The organism is Natronincola ferrireducens, from assembly GCF_900100845.1.
GTDB lineage: Bacteria > Bacillota > Clostridia > Peptostreptococcales > Natronincolaceae > Natronincola_B > Natronincola_B ferrireducens.
The window spans coordinates 451,454-468,056 of sequence record NZ_FNFP01000001.1; the positions used below are offsets into that span (position 1 = coordinate 451,454).

Genomic DNA, 16,603 nt, shown 5'->3' on the forward strand with positions numbered 1-16,603 from the left:
ACTTTTAAACTCCATCCTTGAAAACAGTAGGAAAAGCAATTAGCTGTGGAAATATCAAGGTAGGCTATGGGGAAAACATGGGTCTAGAGGGGATAGAAAGAAAATAGGCGTTACAGGTAAAAATAAATTTTGTATAAGATAAAGAAGATTGTACACCTTAAAGTGGGTAATAAAGATGGCATAAATGATAAAAATTGAATAACCTTCTGAAATAAGGTAAGATAATAGATATTAATATACTGAAGGGAGCACTAAGATTTATGAATTTATCACATATGAATGATGAGCAGCGGAGGGCTGTGGAACATACAGAGGGGCCATTATTAGTCTTGGCAGGGGCTGGCTCCGGAAAGACGAGGGTACTAACCCATCGTATCGCCTATCTTGTGGAGGAAAAGGGAGTATCTCCCTATAGCATATTAGCTATCACCTTCACCAACAAAGCCGCCAAGGAAATGAAGGAAAGACTGGAGAGATTAATGGAGGGAGACTTTAAAGACCTATGGGTCAGTACCTTCCACTCCACCTGTGTTCGGATTCTTAGAAGGGATATAGAAAAAATTGGCTATGAAAGGAATTTTGTTATCTATGACACCTCTGATCAACAGACGGTTATGAAGGAATGTATGAAGAAGCTGAAGGTAGACGAAAAGAAGCTAAACCCAAGGGCGGCTCTAGGGGCCATCGGCAGGGCGAAGGACCGTTTAATTACCCCCAGCGAATATGCAAAGGAGTTCGGCAGTGACTATCCCAACAACCTTATATTAGACCTCTATAGGTTATATCAGAAAACCTTAAAGGGTAACAATGCTCTAGATTTTGATGACCTAATTATGAAGACAGTGGAGCTTTTACAACAAAATCCAGCAGACCTTCACTATTATCAAAATAAGTTTAAGTATATATTGGTGGATGAGTTTCAGGATACCAATATGGCCCAGTATACCCTCGTCAGCATGCTGGCCCGTCAGCATCAAAATCTCTGTGTGGTGGGGGATGATGATCAGGGGATATACAGCTGGAGGGGTGCTGATATTGAAAATATTCTAGGCTTTGAAAAAGAATTTCCTAATACTGCTGTGATTAAACTAGAGAAAAATTATCGCTCCACAAAAACCATATTGAATGCTGCCAATAGAGTTGTTAGTAATAACAGGGCCAGGAAGGATAAGAAGCTTTGGACGGATAATCAGGAAGGGGAAATCATTCAATACTATAAGGCCAACAATGAGTATGATGAAGCCTCCTATATAGCCAACACTATAGAAAGGTTGAGACGGGAAGAAGATAGACAGTACAAGGACATAGCCCTTTTATATCGCACCAATGCTCAATCCCGTGTACTGGAGGAGGCCTTGATGAAGGAAGGTATTCCCTATAAGATTGTGGCTGGAACCCGGTTCTATGATAGAAAGGAAATAAAGGATATTTTAGCCTATTTGATTACGATAGAAAATCCTGTCAATGACGTGGGTGTGAAGCGAATCATTAACGTTCCTAAGCGAGGTATAGGTCTTAGGACGATAGAAAAAATAGATGAATATGCTGAAGCCTTAGAAATCAGTTTTTTTGAAGCATTACTAGATATAGATGAAATAGGGGATATTAGTACAAGGGTACAAAATCAAATTAAGAAATTTACCGATATAATGATGGACTTGAGACAGAGAAGAGAAGAAATGGCAGTAACTGAAATCGTAGGGGAACTCTATGAAAAAACTGGGTACATTGAGGAATTGAAAAAGGAAGGCAGTGTAGAAGCTGAAAGCCGTATAGAAAACCTTCAGGAATTTCTTTCTTTAACAGTAGATTTTGATGAGAATGCTGAAATAAAAACCCTAGAGGAATTTTTGGCAAGAACCTCTCTAGAATCCTCTCTAGACCATGTAGAGGAGGACAATGCTGTAATCCTAATGACCCTCCATAGTGCAAAGGGCTTGGAGTTTCCGGTAGTCTTTATACCAGGTATGGAGGAGGGAATTTTCCCCTCTTATATGTCCTTGCAGGAAAATAATGACGAGGAAGAAAGAAGGCTTTGTTATGTAGGAATCACTAGAGCTATGGAAAAGCTTTATATGAGTCATGCCATGATGCGCACCCTATATGGTAGAACCAGCTACAACTCCTGCTCTAGATTTTTAGAAGAAATTCCTGATGAATTGATAGATAGGGAGATACCCTATAACCGTAAGACAGAAGTGAAAAAAATGCAGACTTCACCCCTCTTTACTGGGGGAGGCTTGGGGGGATTTGGTGGTCTAGCCGGGAAACCCAAATTGGACGCTGGTGTATCTAAATCCAAAATTACAGGGGGAGCAAAGGTAAAGCATCCTAAATTTGGTATAGGAACAGTGGTTTCGGTTGGAGGAGACATATTAACTATAGCTTTTCCTAATGCCGGCGTAAAAAAAATATCCTCAGCCTTCGTGCAGTTGCATATTGTAGAATAACCTTGTTTGGAGGGATACCAAATGGATAAAGTAAAAAGAATGAAGGAACTTATTCAACAGTTAAATGAATACAGTTATCGCTATTATGTATTGGATGATCCTATTGTAACCGATAAAGAATACGATGTTCTTTATGATGAATTGGTGGAGTTGGAGAAGGAAACAGAAACCCTCCTACCCAATTCACCTACCCTACGGGTAGGTGGAGAACCTTTAAAGAGCTTTACTCCCCATAGCCATCTCTCCCCCCTTTGGAGCTTGGACAAGGCCAAGACAGAGGATGAGCTAAGAAATTGGGACACTAGGGTAAAAAAGTTGCTGGGGGGGCAGGACTTACCCTTGGAGTATGTTGTGGAATATAAATTTGACGGATTAACCATTAACTTGACCTATGAGGGGGGGGAGCTGGTACAGGCTGCCACCCGTGGAAATGGTGTGACGGGGGAAGCTATTCTTCCCCAGATAAAAACCATAAAATCTCTACCCCTATCCATTGATTTTCAAGGTACAATAGAGGTGCAGGGGGAGGGGTTGATGGGTTTATCTGTTCTGGAGGAATACAATAGGACAGCAGAGGAACCCCTGAAAAATGCTAGAAATGCAGCTGCCGGCGCCCTGAGAAATCTAAACCCTAAGGTTACCGCCACAAGAAAGCTAGATGCTTTTTGTTACAATGTAGGCTATGCTGAGGGTATAGAATTTACAACCCATATGGAAATGATAGGCTTTTTAAGGGAAAATAGGTTTCCTGTTAATAAATATATAAAGCTGTGTAAAAATATTGGGGAAGTCATAGAAGAAATTCGACAATTAAAGGAAGAAGTAAAGGCTTTAGACTATTTAACCGACGGAATAGTAATTAAAATCAACCATATAGAAACAAGACAGCAGTTAGGCTATACCCAAAAATTCCCTAGATGGGCGATTGCTTTTAAATTTGAGGCCCAAGAGGTGACAACAGAGTTAAAGGATGTCATCTGGCAGGTGGGTAGGACAGGAAAATTGACACCTTCGGCTATACTGGAGGCAGTGGATATCGGTGGGGTTACTGTTAGCCGAGCTACCCTCAATAACTGGGATGATATTCAAAGGAAAAAGGTGAAAAAAGGTTGTAATGTATGGTTAAGACGATCGAACGATGTGATTCCTGAAATTATGGGGGCTATTGAAGAAACCTGTGAAGGGGCTGAGGAAATCCAACGGCCCCAACGATGTCCTGCCTGTGGCAGTGAGGTTATAGAAAAGGGGGCCCATATATTTTGTCCCAACTCCTTAGCCTGTAAACCCCAATTGGTTTCAGCTATTGTCCATTATAGCAGTAGGGATGCTATGGATATTGAGGGCTTTAGTGAAAAGACGGCAGAACAGCTGTATGAAGCACTGGGTATTAAAGACATTGCTGATTTGTATGATATAAAGTACGAGGATTTAATTTGTTTGGAAAGATTTGGAGACAAAAAGACAAAGAATCTTTTAGAAGCTATAGAAAAAAGTAAAGACTGCAGATTAGATGCCTTTATCTACGCCCTAGGTATTCCCAACGTAGGTCGAAAGACGGCTACTGATTTAGCAAAGCACTATCAATCCCTAGAGACTATTATGGAGGCACAGTATGATGAGCTAGTAACTTTGCCAGACGTTGGAGGAATTGTAGCCTCTAGTATTATAGACTTTTTTCAGGATGAAAAAATAGTTGCCACCATCCAAAGATTGTTAGACAGAGGTGTTCATCCCAAATATGGGGGTTCAGAGACGAAGGAAAGCCCCTTTACTGGAAAAACAGTTGTGGTTACAGGAACCCTAGAGGGCTATAATCGAAAAGAAATTAAAGACTTGCTGGAAAAATTGGGAGCAAAGGTCACTGGAAGTGTCAGTAAAAACACTGATTATCTCTTGGCGGGAGAGGAAGCTGGCTCTAAGCTGGATAAGGCTAGAGAGATTATTGCCTCTGGCACAGCCACTAATTTGAAGATTTTAACAGAGGAAGAGTTTACAAACATGCTGATATAATAGGGGGTTTTCTATTGACTTTTTCCTACAATGATATATAATGATGGTGAAAACTTAAAAGGGGAGCTAAGTTAACTTGGCTGAGAGGGAACTGTATTTTGTTCCGACCCATGGTACCTGACCTAGGTAATGCTAGCGTAGGGAAATATTTTATCAAAGCAAATGCTTTTATTGTGCATTATGATGATTTTAACCCCTTTACCTAATGTCAGGTTAAGGGGTTTTTTGTGTTAAAATAGTACAACAAATTTTAGAATTTATGGGAGGAGGATTAAAATGGCTCATGTTAATTTAAGTCTACAGGTACTACCAAGGGTTCCAGATGAAAGAATTTATCCTGTTGTGGATGCAGTTATACATATGATTCAAGAAACGGGGTTAAAGTATGAAGTAGGACCAATGGAAACAACTATTGAAGGAGAACTGGATGAACTTTTAGAAATCGTTAAAAAAGCTCAAGATATTTGCATAGAGGAAGGTGCTACTAGAGTAATGTCTGTTATTAAGATAGATTATAGGCCAGAGGGCGTGACAATGGATGAAAAGATTAAAAAATATCGATAATGTCTTTCATAGGTTAAGCAGATTGAATATAGACATCCTTCCCTTAGGGTTCAGCCTTTCTTTATTGATGCTTTGGGAGATGGTTGGAAGGCTAGGCTGGGTACAACCCTTTATCCTTCCAGCCCCTTCGGCTGTTGTACGGGCCTTAATCACTACATTCCCCATCATGAGGGAGCATATTACCACAACTTTACTTGAAGCGGTGGTAGGATTTTTAGTAGCAATTCTATTGGCAGTGATGATGGCAGTGGCTATGGATAGAATTGTGGTTGTCAGGAGAACCCTATACCCTTTGGTGATTATTTCTCAAACCGTTCCTATTATTACTTTGGCTCCCCTATTTGCCATGTGGTTTGGATTTGGATATTTACCGAAGATTGTTATAGTGGTCCTGGTGTGTTTTTTCCCTATTACGATTAGTCTGCTGGAGGGTTTGGCTTCAGTGGATAAAGACCTGTTAAATCTACTGAAGTCTATGGGAGCCAGTCACCTAGATATCTATAGGATTGTAAAGCTTCCTGCTGCCCTACCCAGCTTCTTTGCTGGATTAAAAATTTCTGGTACCTATAGTATTATGGGGGCAGTGATTGGAGAATGGATAGGAGGCAAAAAGGGGTTAGGTGTCTATATGATGCGGGCTAGACAATCCTTTGCCACCGATAGAGTATTTGCCACCATTGTAATAATTGTATTATTGAGTATAGCTGTACTAAAGTTGATAATTTTTATCGAAGCCAGGGCTATACCATGGCATAGGGAACTACGTAAAATACAGAAGGAGGAATAACGAATGAAAAGGCTTATGATTGCTTTTATGATATTGGTATTAATGACAGCTGTTATTGGCTGCGGAGCTAACTCTCAGGAGGGAGGGGATACACCTCAACAGTTGGAAAAAGTAACAGTGATTTTAGATTGGGTACCAAATACAAATCATACCGGCATGTACACCGCTATAGAAAAGGGCTACTATCAAGAAGAAGGTCTAGAGGTAGAAATCCTACAGCCTACAGCCGGAGGCAGTACCGATTTAATTGCAGCTAAGCAAGGGGAATTTGGTATTAGCTATCAAGAACAAGTGGCCTATGCCAGAACAGCAGAAAATCCATTGCCTGTAACTGCTATAGCAGCCATTATTCAACATAACACCTCAGGCTTTGCCTCTCCAGCCCATAGGGAGATTATATCCCCTAAGGACTTTGAGGGTAAAATCTATGGGGGATGGGGATCTCCTATGGAGGAGGCTATACTAAAGGCTTTGATGGGTAGAGACGATGGAGATTTTGATAAGCTAGAAATGGTTGTTACAGGAGAGGTGGACTTCTTCACCAGTGTAGAAAATCATGTGGACTTTCAATGGATTTATTATGGATGGGATGGTGTTGCAGCAGAATTAATGGACTATGATTTAAATTTTATTCTTTTACAGGATATCCATGAAGCCCTAGACTTCTATACCCCAGTGATTATTGCCCATGATGATCTTTTAAAAAGCAATCCTGAATTAGTAGAAAAATTTATGAGGGCAACAACAAGGGGCTATCAATATGCTATAGCCAATCCTCAAGATGCTGCAGCTGACCTATTAAAATCAGCCCCAGAGCTGGATGAGGAATTAGTAGTAGCAAGTCAATTGTACTTGGCTGACCAATACCAGGCAGAAGCACCTAGATGGGGGGAAATGAGAAGTACCGTATGGGAAAACTACAGTAATTGGATGTATGAGCAGGGGTTATTAAGAGAAAAGTTAGATGTAGAAACAGCTTTTACAAACGACTTTTTACCACCTCAGTAGGATGCCTATGAAAAAGCTGGAAATCCTTCATATAACCAAATATTTTGATGAACTGTATACCCTACAGGACATATCCCTTACTGTTGAAGAAAATGAATTTGTTACTATTTTAGGTCCCAGTGGTAGTGGAAAAAGTACTTTGTTTAATATTGTTGCTGGTCTTGAAAAGGCCGATGCTGGAAAAATATTAATAGAAGAGAAGGATTACACTGGAAAAACTGGACGGGTAAGCTATATGCACCAAAAAGATTTACTAATGCCTTGGAAAACAATTTTAGATAATGTCTGCATACCTTTAAGGATTAAGGGTATGAACAAAAAAGAAGCTAAAGACCAAGCCCTCCCCTACTTTACCCCTTTTGGACTAGAAGGCTTCGAGGATCACTACCCCCATCAGCTTTCTGGGGGCATGAGGCAAAGGGCGGCTTTGCTTAGGACTTATCTTTTCACCCAGGATATTTTACTGCTGGATGAGCCCTTCGGAGGCTTAGATGCTATTACAAAACGAAGGATGCAGCAATGGCTGTTGGGGGTATTGGAGAGGTTAAGGGCTTCCATTTTATTTATCACCCATGATATAGATGAGGCTATTTTTCTCTCGGATAAAATTTATATTCTTTCAGAACGCCCAGCAAAGATTAAGGAAGTAATAGATATTGACATTCCTAGACCCCGGGATCATACTACGTTTACATGCCAAGAATTTGTGGCGTTAAAGGAAAGGATTTTAACGATACTTTAATTAGACAAGATAAAACAGATAAATGGTGGTCAACATAGACCACCATTTTAAACTTTTCTATTGTTATTCTATCCACAGAGATGTTTTCCACCAAACAATACAACCAATAGTAAGAAGAAGAATAGTAGACTCTCTGGATTTGTACCTGCAAATCTACAGCAGTTACAGAAGATAACTACTAGTAGCAGGAAGAAGAATAATAGGGAACTGTTACCTGTCCACCAAGCTCTTGTAGCTTCAGTCATGATTTTTCACCTCCTTAGGGAAATAGAGAGTAGTTTACTTATGATTTATAATATGAAGTTAAGGGTAATGGGGTGATAAAACTTTTATAAATTGCTACTATGACGTAGAATAAAAAAATTGTATAATAGAGAAATAACCAAAAAACTAGAGGGTGGATAATCATGAAAAGAATAATCTATATTGCGTTTGGCATTCTTCTCTCCCTTGTTCTATTATTGACGGCAGTAGATATTGTAGCCTTTAATATGAACCATTATAAAAGAGAGTTTGCAAAGCATGATATCACTACTGTAACGGGAATGGATGATGAGAATTTACAACATGTCACAAAGGAATTACTCTCCTATTTAAGGGATGAACGTGATGACCTAAAGATAGAAGCAGTAGTCAGAGGAGAAAAAAGAGAAGTCTTCGGGGAGAGGGAGAAGCTTCATATGATTGATGTAAAGGATCTCTTTGTAGGTGGAAGAAAGGTAAGGAAGGTTAGCCTAATTATACTGGGATTGCTATTGATACTCTTTATAAAAACTGATAAGGATTGGAAAAGAAACCTTGCTAAAACCTTCATGTTCACAGGAATGGTTAATATAGATTTAATTATTCTTTTATTTCTATTGATGCACTTTGATTTTACAAAATACTTTGACTATTTTCACTATATCTTCTTTGATAATGATTTGTGGATTCTAGATCCCAACACGGAAATACTAATACAAATGCTGCCCCAGGAGTTTTTCTTTAACACTGCTGTAAAAATAGCTCTCATCTATGCAGGGACTATTATTGCATTAGGAATAGGTGGTTTTTGGTACAAGAAAAGGCAAATCCTTTAGTATCCTATCCTAAGGGATTTGCCTTATTGAATTAAGCTTCATCTTTTCTTAATTGATTCAGCAAAGATAAGAACATTTTTTCATGCTCCATTTCAATTTTTCCTACATTCTCAAAAAAGTCGGCAATTTCCATAAAACCTTCTTCTCGAGCCACTCTTTCAAATTCTTTATACATGGTGGTCCCTTCATAGCCTTCGTTTTCTGCAGATATTCGTAAATTTGTTGCTGTATCCTTTAATCCATTTAAAAAACTTAAAATCGTCTTAGCATGGTCTTTTTCCTGATCACCTAAGATGTCAAAAACTGCTGCGATATTTTCATGACCTTCATGGCGGGCTATTTCAGCAAAATAAGTATATTTATTTCTGGTTTGACTTTCCCCAGCAAAGGCCGCCCAAAGATTTTCTTCGGTTTTTGTTCCCTTCAATGACACAGAGATACCCCCCTTAAATAATATGAACCAACAGAATGCTTCTATTTTAACATAACTACCATAAAAAAAGAAGAGGAGAACCTTTGAATATATATCTAAATATAGGGATTACAGGGGATAGACCTATAAGTAGCCGGTAGGACTATAATCCTAAATCATCCTAAATCAGTTTGTAAAATTTGAAAATAGCATATTGCTTTAAAACTAAAGTTGTGATAAAATCTTAACATAAGAAGATAATGAAAACTATTATCAATTGAAGGGGGTTATTAGCCATGCCGTTGTATGAGCTAAGGAAGAACCATCGTTGTACTATAGAAAAAATACCTGCCATCCAACTTCTAAAGTCTATTGGTGTGCGGGAAGGGATGACGGTTTCTGTTATGTCAAGGCAGCCATTAGGAGGGCCTATTGTCATTCAAATAGGCAAACGCAGCTTTGCTATAGCAAGGGATGTAGCAGAGCAGATTGTTGTGAGGGAGGTTAATTAATTGGGTTGTCATACTGCAGATGGTAAAGACCTATATATAGAAAAGAATGATTTAAAAATTTTACTAATGGGTAACCCTAATGTCGGTAAAAGTGTTGTTTTTTCCAAACTAACAGGTATGGAGGTTATGTCAGCTAACTATACCGGTACAACTGTAACCTATACAAAAGGGATTATTAATCATAGAAAAAAGAAGGGTGTATTGATAGATGTTCCAGGAACCTATTCTTTAGATTCTACATCGCCGGCTGAAGAGGTGGCGATTGAATTTTTAAATGAGGCTTCGGCAGATGTGGTTATATGTGTATTAGATGCTACAAATTTAGAGAGAAATCTAAACTTTGCTCTACAGGTGCAAGAATACGGTCTACCAACGGTTTTCGCTTTAAACCTTATTGATGTGGCAGAGCGACAGGGTATATCTATCGATGTAGAAAAGCTAGAAAAAGAATTAGGTGCTCCTGTAGTACCTACGGTGGCCATACGGAATATAGGGTTAGTAGAATTAATGGAAAAAACCTGGGAGATTATGGGGAATAAAGAAAATTCCATAACTGACTTAACCGTCACAGAGGAAGAACGATGGCAGAAGGTAGGAAAAATTATAAAACAGGTGCAAAATGTAGAGGATAGACATCCTACATTTTTGGAAAAACTAGGGGACTTAATGCTTCAGCCCTTTCCTGGTTTGCCCATAGCTGTCTTTGTATTAATGATGGCTTTAGGAGTAGTAGTAGGTGGGGGTAAAGGCTTGAGGGCTGCTATTTTTCTACCCCTTGTCAACAATTGGATAGTACCATTTTTTAGAAACATAATTTCCCTTTTTATAACAGAGGGAATCACCTATAACATTTTAGTTGGAGAGTATGGGGTGCTTGTAAAGGGAATAGAATGGCCCTTTGCTTTAATTTTACCCTACGTACTTTTATTTTACATTGTATTATCCTTTTTAGAAGATAGCGGCTATCTACCTAGATTGGGGGTTTTAGTGGATGCTACCCTCCGACGACTAGGTGTTCATGGGGGGAATATTGTTCCCTTTATTATGGGCTATGGATGTGCTGTACCGGCTATTCTAGGTACTAGGGCCGCCACCAGCTATAAGGAAAGACTGATTGTATCCTCATTAGTAGCTTTAGCAGTACCCTGTGCTGCCCAGACAGGAGCCTTCATTGCCTTATTGGGAGAACACTCAGCCTTGGTATTAGCTTCAGTTTACTTAATATCTTTTGCCTCCATTGTAATAGCGGGAACAATTCTAAATAAAGTCATTGGTGGAAAAATTGAACCTATGCTTTTAGAAATTCCAAATTTATTGCTGCCAGATTCTCAGGCCCTCTTGAAAAAAATATGGATTCGGACTAAGGGTTTTATGATCGAAGCTGAGCTCCCAATGATGTTAGGGGTTGGATTTGCTGCGTTGGTAGCAGAAACAGGGATGTTAAATGCCGTTAGCGGGTATGTAGCTCCTTTAACAACCGGATGGTTGGGGCTCCCTAGTGAGGCTACTTTAGGACTGATGCTGGGAATTATCCGTCGAGAATTGGCAGTGTTACCTCTTTTAGAATTAAACCTTACAACCCTTCAATTATTGGTTGGATCAGTGGTGGCCCTATTTTATATTCCTTGTCTTTCAGTTCTAGGGGTTTTAATTAAAGAATTTGGTATAAAGATTTCTTTGATTATAGGGGTTTCAACTATTGTGATCGCCTTCTTTATAGGGGGCCTGATAAACCAAATTGGTAGCTTTATAGGATTATTATTTTAATATAAATTAAGGGGATTATCTACTATAACAGATACCCCCTTTTTTAAAAAAATAACAATCTCAATTACAAAAAAATATTATATGATAAAGATTATCAATATCAATGCCCAGCATGTAGAAAATGATAAAATTTTAAAGATAAAAAGTATGAAAAACCAACTATATTATATGAGGTGGGATAAAATAGAAATGATAGCATTATTAACAAGGGAATTAGAAAAGGTATTTGCTCAGTTTCCTGCCACCAGTAGTATTCTTTCCCTCTATTACAAAAACATGGTAGGAAAAGAAATCCATATGGGGAATATTTGTAAAAATGATAAGGTTTTATGTATTGGGGGAGGCTCTTTTCCCTGTACTGCCCTACAAATAGCTCAAAGGACAGGAGCTTATGTAGAGGTGATAGACATTGATCCTATAGCAATCAAAAATGCTAGAAGGGTGGTTGCAAGCCTTCATATGGAGAAAAACATAAAAATCATAGAAGGTCGAGGGCAAGAAATAGATCCTTCGAGATTTTCTGTTATCCATATAGCCCGCCAAGCTTGTCCCCATATTGAAATTTTGAATAACATTTTAAATAGGGCTTCTAATGGGGCTAGAATATTGATGCGAAGCAATAAAAATCATTTGAAAACCATCCATAGGTTTTTAAATGAAGCTTGTTGTAATGGGAAGTGCTGTTGTATGGAAAAAGACTATACTTTTATGCAGGAAACCGTATTTTTTATTAAAAGCCATGGAGGGAAAAGAAATGAAAAAGTTAGCTCTGTTTATAGTGACGATACTACTAATAGCAGTCCTTCTTTGGCAGGCTAACCTACAGGATGTAATAGGGGTTTTAGAAGAGGTGGACCCCCTACTGATTTTGGGGGTTTGTTTGCTTCAAATTATAACAATGCTCATCATTAATTTTCAATGGTATAAATTAGCAGCAATCATAGGAGAAAAACCTGACTTTAAGCAATTACTTAGTATGAATATGGTAGGAACCTTTGTAGAAAGTATTACACCTTCTGCTAAGGCAGGGGGAGAAGTAACCAAAATCTATCTATTAAAATCTCAACTAGGATTTTCTGCTGGAGAGGCAACGGTGTTGGTAACCCTACAAAAAATAATTAGCTTATTTACCTTTCTACTATTAAACACCATGGCTGTAGCGGCTTTTTTGTGTATGATCCACTGTGAAAGTCTGCAGCTACAGGTATTGTTATTAAGTACATTGTTTTTAGTTTTATGGATAGCCAGTCTTGTGGTCTTTCTAATCTATCCCAATAAAGTAAAGAAAATCCTTAAAGTTCTACCTATAAAGGAGGGCTGGAGGATAAAACTCCATGACTTTATCGGCACAATAGAAACAACTCTTCAGTCGGTTATGAAGGATAAAAAGAAACTTTTACCTCAATTTCTTTTATCCCTATGTATATGGGGACTCTTTGCTGTCAAAGCTTACTTAATAGCCAGAGGTCTAAAGATACAATTACCCTTTATCTCTATAGCAGTGGTAACCTATCTCACCTATATGATAGGAATGCTGCCTTTATTACCAGGGGGGATAGGTACATTTGAAGGAGGAATGGTATTCTTTTTGTTGCCATTGGGGGTTCCTGTTTATCAAGCTATAGCCTTTGCTTTAACTTTAAGATTTGTCACATTTTGGTTTGTGTTCCTCATCAGTGGTGGATGGTTAGGCTTCAAGGAAATAAAGAAAATTAGATTTAAGTGGAAAACAGCTTAAATGCCAACAGCGAAGAAAAGTCTTCGCTGTTTTTGTGTCTTGAGGAAAATAATTCTTTTAAAATTACCTATACTAAGGCTTAGTAGTTTTTTTCATATCCTCCCCCTTCCTTTTAAAATAGACGCAGCTTTTGTTGGTTAATTCTGATACTGAAGTGACATGGGTTAGGGTACACATACCTTCATTTTCATAAACACATGAATGATTACAATAAATTGTTAGCAAAAAGCCACCTCCTTAACTATATTTTGATACATAGAGATTCTTCTATACATTGAAATAAATGTTATAGGAGGAAATTCCAAAAGAGGTGATAGCATGTTTTTTCAAGATTATCAAAATACAGGATGGATTTATCATATTATCCATATAACCAATTTAAAAAAAACTTTAACTGAAGGCATCCACTATAACGATAAAATTAGCTATGAAAATCATTATGAAAAATTCCATGATTTTATAGATAGTTTAAAGACAAAAAATATTCCTCCTTGGGTTATACGAAAAAAAGCCATCTTTGCTACCATCAATTATAGGGATAACCCTTGTTTCCATTCCCATACAGCGGTTTTAGCTCTAAAGGCAGATAAATCTAAATGTTGGGTAGCCAATGAAAATAGGGCTAACCAAATCTATGAGCCCTTTATTTTAAAGGAAATGGAGGAATTTAAAGGGGCGAAGGATTATCTAAATACAAAGGGTAGAAATTTGATAAAAGAATATTGGGAAACATCCCTTAGCTTTGAGGATAATATAAAAGAACGAAGGGATTTAGTGAAGGGCTATGATGCAGAGGTCATGATTTTTGACAGTATTCCCCCAGAAGATATTCAACTCCTTTACTTGACTTCAGATCATAGGACTTTAACAGTAAAGGAGTGGAAGAAGATTTTTTGTGGAGAATAAAATTATGGTATAATACATTTATTAGCAGTATATCTAAAGGAGGGACTTACATGAAGATTGGAAAGGTACCTACAGAAGTATTAAGAGAGGTTGTATTTAAAAATATTAAGCATAAAAGACCAGAGGTATTGGTGCGGCCTGGCATAGGAGAGGATTGTGCTGTCGTAGATTTTGAAGAAAATGTATGTGTGATGAGTACGGACCCCATCACAGGTGCTGTTAAAGATATAGGTAGCTTAAGTATACATATTTCCTGCAATGATGTTGCCTCCAATGGTGTAGAACCTATAGGAGTAATGATGACGATATTGGCCCCTGTAGGTACCACCAAGGAGGACCTTGACTATGTCATGAAGGAGGCAAATAAGGCAGCTGCCTCCATTAATGTAGAGATTATTGGAGGGCATTCCGAAATTACTGATGCTGTCAACCGTATGGTGATTAGCACTACAGCCATCGGAAGACAAAGAAAAAAAGATATGGTGACATCTAAGGGAGCTAAAGTAGGAGATGCTGTCATTATGACGAAGCATGGGGGGCTAGAGGGAGCTGCTATTATTGCCCACGATCTAGAAAAGGTGTTAAAGGATAAAGTAACAGAAGAGACTATAAAGTCGGCTAAAGCCTTTGGAGAGGAAATTAGTGTTGTAAAGGAAGGTGTATTAGCAGGAAAGATAGGGGTCCACGGTATGCATGATGTTACTGAGGGGGGAATACTGGGAGCCCTATGGGAGTTAGCGGAGGCTTCTAATTTAGGTATAGAGGTTTACGAGGACAAAATCCCCATAAGGCCAGAAACCTTAGAAATCTGTAAAGCATTATCCATTAATCCCCTGAGGTTAATATCCAGCGGTGTTATGGTTATGGCTGTCCCTCAGGAAAAGAAAAATAGTCTGATGGAGATTTTAGAGACTGTAGGAATTAAAGCTACAGAAATAGGGAAAATCACAGAAAATGAAAAAATTATAGTAAAAGGAAATTCAATACAAATTTTAGAAGCACCTGAAACCGATGAACTTTACAAAGTTATCTGATTAGGTATTTTAGCTTATTTAATATTACAAATAGGTATCTATCTTAATTTTGTAGCAAAACATCAAAAAAACACCCCGTAACACACTGAAATTAGTGAGGTTTCGGGGTGTTGATTTTTTGGTTTTTTTGTAGTGCATTTATATTTTAGTCTTTTTTTGGACTATACCTAGTTATAATTAAAAAAAAGGTATAAAAAAGCATAAAAAGGAGAGATGATTTATGGACATGGAGATTACAATTAATAGTGAAAAATATGTTTTGGATATAGATCCTAGTAAAAGATTAATTGATCTTTTAAGGGAAGATTTAGGTTTAACAGGAACTAAAGAAGGGTGTGGAGAAGGGGAATGCGGTGCCTGCACTATAATTATGAATGGTGTTGCAGTTAACTCATGTCTTGTTTTTGCTTACCAAGCAAAAAATTCTGAAATAATAACTATTGAAGGTTTAGCAAAGGATGAAGAATTAGACATTTTACAGAAATCATTCATCAAGAATGGGGCTGTTCAATGTGGATATTGCACACCAGGTATGCTTATGTCTTCAAAAGCACTTCTTATGAAGAATCCTAATCCAACGGAAGAAGAAATTAAAATTGCCATATCAGGTAACTTGTGTAGATGTACAGGCTATACAAAAATCGTAAGAGCTGTAGGGGATAAAGATAATCATCATAATTGCAATTGTAGATAAAAGGAGGCGTTGTTATGGGGAATATAGAATTTAAGACTCCATTTAATATTGAAGAGTTAATTTATTGTCTAAAGGAAGTGGATGAAAATACATTTCTTTTAAGTGGAGGTACAGATTTAGTTATTAAATTGAGAAATCAAAATATAAGTAAGGCAAAACTTATAGACATGTCAAAAATTGAGGAATTAAATTATATAAAGGTTGAAGAAGGCTATATTAAAATAGGTGCTAATGCAACTTTTTCAAAAATTTCTGATAATGAAATAATAAGAAAACATGCAAATGCAATATATGAAGTGGCATCTCAAGTGGGATCAACTCAAATAAGAAATATAGCTAGAATGGCTGGAAATATTGCTAATGCATCTCCAGGAGGAGACTCTATACCGGCCCTTGAATGTATGGAGGCTAAAGTTAAAATTCTCAATAGTAAAGGAGAATATACTTTAAAAACTATACCTGAAATTGTAGTGGGTATTGGGAAAAACACTTTGGAAAAAGATGAAGCAATAATAGAAATTTTAATACCTCATCTATCAGAGGAATATAGAAGTGCATTTGGCAAATATGGAATATCCAGCAGGACTACGGTGATTATTGCAAACATCAGCGTTTCTATGATAGTGAAATATGACAAAGAAAAAAACCTTATAAAAGACGCAAAAGTTGTATTAGGTGCCGCTGCACCAGTAATGTATCATGCAATAGAAGCTGAGAAGTTTTTAGTAAATAAAACCCCATCAAACAAACTTGGTGAAGAATTTGGTGAAATATTACAGCAACATGTAAAAGAGTCTATTAAGGGGGTTAAAATATTTGAATGTAAAATAGATGCAGTTAAAGGACTTGGAATGAGTGTATATGATAGAATTTTTAAGGATGTTTTATAGGAGGGATAAT

At 37.6% G+C, this 16,603-nt stretch carries 18 protein-coding genes and 1 riboswitch; of the genes, 15 read left to right on the top strand and 3 right to left on the bottom strand.

Annotated features, from left to right (window positions below; genetic code table 11):
- Nucleotides 1-260 precede the first annotated feature (260 nt).
- The 6 genes from pcrA to BLS22_RS02085 all read left to right on the top strand — a co-directional run bounded on the left by pcrA (nucleotide 261) and on the right by BLS22_RS02085 (nucleotide 7,561).
- Nucleotides 261-2,450: a DNA helicase PcrA gene (gene pcrA, locus BLS22_RS02060; RefSeq protein WP_090549617.1), complete on the top strand. Its 2,190-nt coding sequence runs from the start codon at nucleotides 261-263 to the stop codon at nucleotides 2,448-2,450.
- A gap of 21 nt (nucleotides 2,451-2,471) precedes the next feature.
- Nucleotides 2,472-4,460 carry an NAD-dependent DNA ligase LigA gene (gene ligA / locus BLS22_RS02065; protein ID WP_090549619.1) on the top strand — a complete coding sequence of 663 codons (1,989 nt, stop codon included), beginning with the start codon at nucleotides 2,472-2,474 and terminating at the stop codon, nucleotides 4,458-4,460.
- A gap of 49 nt (nucleotides 4,461-4,509) precedes the next feature.
- Nucleotides 4,510-4,621, top strand: a riboswitch (TPP riboswitch).
- 115 nt (nucleotides 4,622-4,736) lie between these two features.
- Nucleotides 4,737-5,024, top strand: a complete 288-nt coding sequence (locus BLS22_RS02070; protein WP_090549622.1) for an MTH1187 family thiamine-binding protein — start codon at nucleotides 4,737-4,739, stop codon at nucleotides 5,022-5,024.
- The gene (locus tag BLS22_RS02075; protein WP_090549626.1) at nucleotides 4,999-5,811 is read left to right on the top strand and encodes an ABC transporter permease; all 813 of its coding nucleotides are present in this window, start codon (nucleotides 4,999-5,001) and stop codon (nucleotides 5,809-5,811) included. Before BLS22_RS02070 ends, BLS22_RS02075 begins: the two co-directional genes overlap by 26 nt.
- A gap of 3 nt (nucleotides 5,812-5,814) precedes the next feature.
- A complete protein-coding gene (locus tag BLS22_RS02080; protein WP_090549629.1) occupies nucleotides 5,815-6,819 on the top strand; it encodes an ABC transporter substrate-binding protein in 1,005 nt (334 codons plus the stop codon).
- A gap of 7 nt (nucleotides 6,820-6,826) precedes the next feature.
- Nucleotides 6,827-7,561, top strand: coding sequence for an ABC transporter ATP-binding protein (locus BLS22_RS02085; RefSeq protein WP_090549631.1), 735 nt, complete (start codon nucleotides 6,827-6,829; stop codon nucleotides 7,559-7,561).
- 68 nt (nucleotides 7,562-7,629) lie between these two features.
- Here BLS22_RS02085 and BLS22_RS14940 read toward each other — a convergent pair whose 3' ends face one another.
- A complete protein-coding gene (locus BLS22_RS14940; protein ID WP_176762008.1) occupies nucleotides 7,630-7,806 on the bottom strand; it encodes a hypothetical protein in 177 nt (58 codons plus the stop codon).
- Nucleotides 7,807-7,968: 162 nt separating this feature from the next.
- Here BLS22_RS14940 and BLS22_RS02090 point away from each other — a divergent pair, with 162 nt between their 5' ends.
- Nucleotides 7,969-8,640, top strand: a complete 672-nt coding sequence (locus BLS22_RS02090) for a TIGR01906 family membrane protein (protein ID WP_090549634.1) — start codon at nucleotides 7,969-7,971, stop codon at nucleotides 8,638-8,640.
- Nucleotides 8,641-8,671: 31 nt separating this feature from the next.
- Here the strand turns inward: BLS22_RS02090 and BLS22_RS02095 are convergent, their stop codons facing one another.
- Complete coding sequence (locus tag BLS22_RS02095; protein WP_090549637.1) at nucleotides 8,672-9,073, bottom strand: rubrerythrin family protein; 402 nt, start codon at nucleotides 9,071-9,073, stop codon at nucleotides 8,672-8,674.
- Nucleotides 9,074-9,348: 275 nt separating this feature from the next.
- Here BLS22_RS02095 and BLS22_RS02100 point away from each other — a divergent pair, with 275 nt between their 5' ends.
- The 4 genes from BLS22_RS02100 (at nucleotide 9,349) to BLS22_RS02110 (ending at nucleotide 13,069) form a co-directional block, all read left to right on the top strand.
- Nucleotides 9,349-9,564, top strand: a complete 216-nt coding sequence (locus BLS22_RS02100; protein WP_090549640.1) for a FeoA family protein — start codon at nucleotides 9,349-9,351, stop codon at nucleotides 9,562-9,564.
- Complete coding sequence (locus BLS22_RS02105; protein ID WP_090549643.1) at nucleotides 9,565-11,331, top strand: ferrous iron transporter B; 1,767 nt, start codon at nucleotides 9,565-9,567, stop codon at nucleotides 11,329-11,331.
- 189 nt (nucleotides 11,332-11,520) lie between these two features.
- Nucleotides 11,521-12,150, top strand: a complete 630-nt coding sequence (locus tag BLS22_RS14945; protein ID WP_176762009.1) for a class I SAM-dependent methyltransferase — start codon at nucleotides 11,521-11,523, stop codon at nucleotides 12,148-12,150.
- A complete protein-coding gene (locus BLS22_RS02110; protein ID WP_176762010.1) occupies nucleotides 12,086-13,069 on the top strand; it encodes a lysylphosphatidylglycerol synthase transmembrane domain-containing protein in 984 nt (327 codons plus the stop codon). Before BLS22_RS14945 ends, BLS22_RS02110 begins: the two co-directional genes overlap by 65 nt.
- 72 nt (nucleotides 13,070-13,141) lie before the next feature.
- Here BLS22_RS02110 and BLS22_RS14950 read toward each other — a convergent pair whose 3' ends face one another.
- Nucleotides 13,142-13,294, bottom strand: a complete 153-nt coding sequence (locus BLS22_RS14950; RefSeq protein ID WP_176762011.1) for a hypothetical protein — start codon at nucleotides 13,292-13,294, stop codon at nucleotides 13,142-13,144.
- A 93-nt stretch (nucleotides 13,295-13,387) separates the two neighbouring features.
- Here BLS22_RS14950 and BLS22_RS02115 point away from each other — a divergent pair, with 93 nt between their 5' ends.
- The 4 genes from BLS22_RS02115 to BLS22_RS02130 all read left to right on the top strand — a co-directional run bounded on the left by BLS22_RS02115 (nucleotide 13,388) and on the right by BLS22_RS02130 (nucleotide 16,593).
- Complete coding sequence (locus BLS22_RS02115) at nucleotides 13,388-13,975, top strand: hypothetical protein (RefSeq protein WP_090549649.1); 588 nt, start codon at nucleotides 13,388-13,390, stop codon at nucleotides 13,973-13,975.
- 50 nt (nucleotides 13,976-14,025) lie between these two features.
- Entirely contained in the window at nucleotides 14,026-15,009 is a 984-nt protein-coding gene (locus BLS22_RS02120) for an AIR synthase family protein (protein ID WP_090549652.1), read from the top strand.
- Between the two features lie 220 nt (nucleotides 15,010-15,229).
- Nucleotides 15,230-15,703 (top strand): (2Fe-2S)-binding protein, encoded by a 474-nt coding sequence (locus BLS22_RS02125; RefSeq protein WP_090549655.1) that lies wholly within the window; start codon nucleotides 15,230-15,232, stop codon nucleotides 15,701-15,703.
- Nucleotides 15,704-15,717: 14 nt separating this feature from the next.
- On the top strand, nucleotides 15,718-16,593 hold the full coding sequence (locus BLS22_RS02130; RefSeq protein ID WP_090549657.1) for an FAD binding domain-containing protein: 876 nt from the start codon (nucleotides 15,718-15,720) through the stop codon (nucleotides 16,591-16,593).
- Nucleotides 16,594-16,603: the final 10 nt, after the last annotated feature.

Bases quoted from the DNA above. Each gene is read 5' to 3' on its own strand.
- BLS22_RS02115 (WP_090549649.1), top strand. From the start codon at position 13,388: ATGTTTTTTCAAGATTATCAAAATACAGGATGGATTTATCATATTATC.
- BLS22_RS02070 (WP_090549622.1), top strand. From the start codon at position 4,737: ATGGCTCATGTTAATTTAAGTCTACAGGTACTACCAAGGGTTCCAGAT.
- ligA (WP_090549619.1), top strand. From the start codon at position 2,472: ATGGATAAAGTAAAAAGAATGAAGGAACTTATTCAACAGTTAAATGAA.
- BLS22_RS14945 (WP_176762009.1), top strand. From the start codon at position 11,521: ATGATAGCATTATTAACAAGGGAATTAGAAAAGGTATTTGCTCAGTTT.
- BLS22_RS02100 (WP_090549640.1), top strand. From the start codon at position 9,349: ATGCCGTTGTATGAGCTAAGGAAGAACCATCGTTGTACTATAGAAAAA.
- BLS22_RS02075 (WP_090549626.1), top strand. From the start codon at position 4,999: ATGAAAAGATTAAAAAATATCGATAATGTCTTTCATAGGTTAAGCAGA.
- BLS22_RS02090 (WP_090549634.1), top strand. From the start codon at position 7,969: ATGAAAAGAATAATCTATATTGCGTTTGGCATTCTTCTCTCCCTTGTT.
- BLS22_RS02110 (WP_176762010.1), top strand. From the start codon at position 12,086: ATGAAAAAGTTAGCTCTGTTTATAGTGACGATACTACTAATAGCAGTC.
- BLS22_RS02080 (WP_090549629.1), top strand. From the start codon at position 5,815: ATGAAAAGGCTTATGATTGCTTTTATGATATTGGTATTAATGACAGCT.
- pcrA (WP_090549617.1), top strand. From the start codon at position 261: ATGAATTTATCACATATGAATGATGAGCAGCGGAGGGCTGTGGAACAT.
- BLS22_RS02125 (WP_090549655.1), top strand. From the start codon at position 15,230: ATGGACATGGAGATTACAATTAATAGTGAAAAATATGTTTTGGATATA.
- BLS22_RS14940 (WP_176762008.1), bottom strand. From the start codon at position 7,806: ATGACTGAAGCTACAAGAGCTTGGTGGACAGGTAACAGTTCCCTATTA.
- BLS22_RS02130 (WP_090549657.1), top strand. From the start codon at position 15,718: ATGGGGAATATAGAATTTAAGACTCCATTTAATATTGAAGAGTTAATT.
- BLS22_RS02120 (WP_090549652.1), top strand. From the start codon at position 14,026: ATGAAGATTGGAAAGGTACCTACAGAAGTATTAAGAGAGGTTGTATTT.
- BLS22_RS02085 (WP_090549631.1), top strand. From the start codon at position 6,827: ATGAAAAAGCTGGAAATCCTTCATATAACCAAATATTTTGATGAACTG.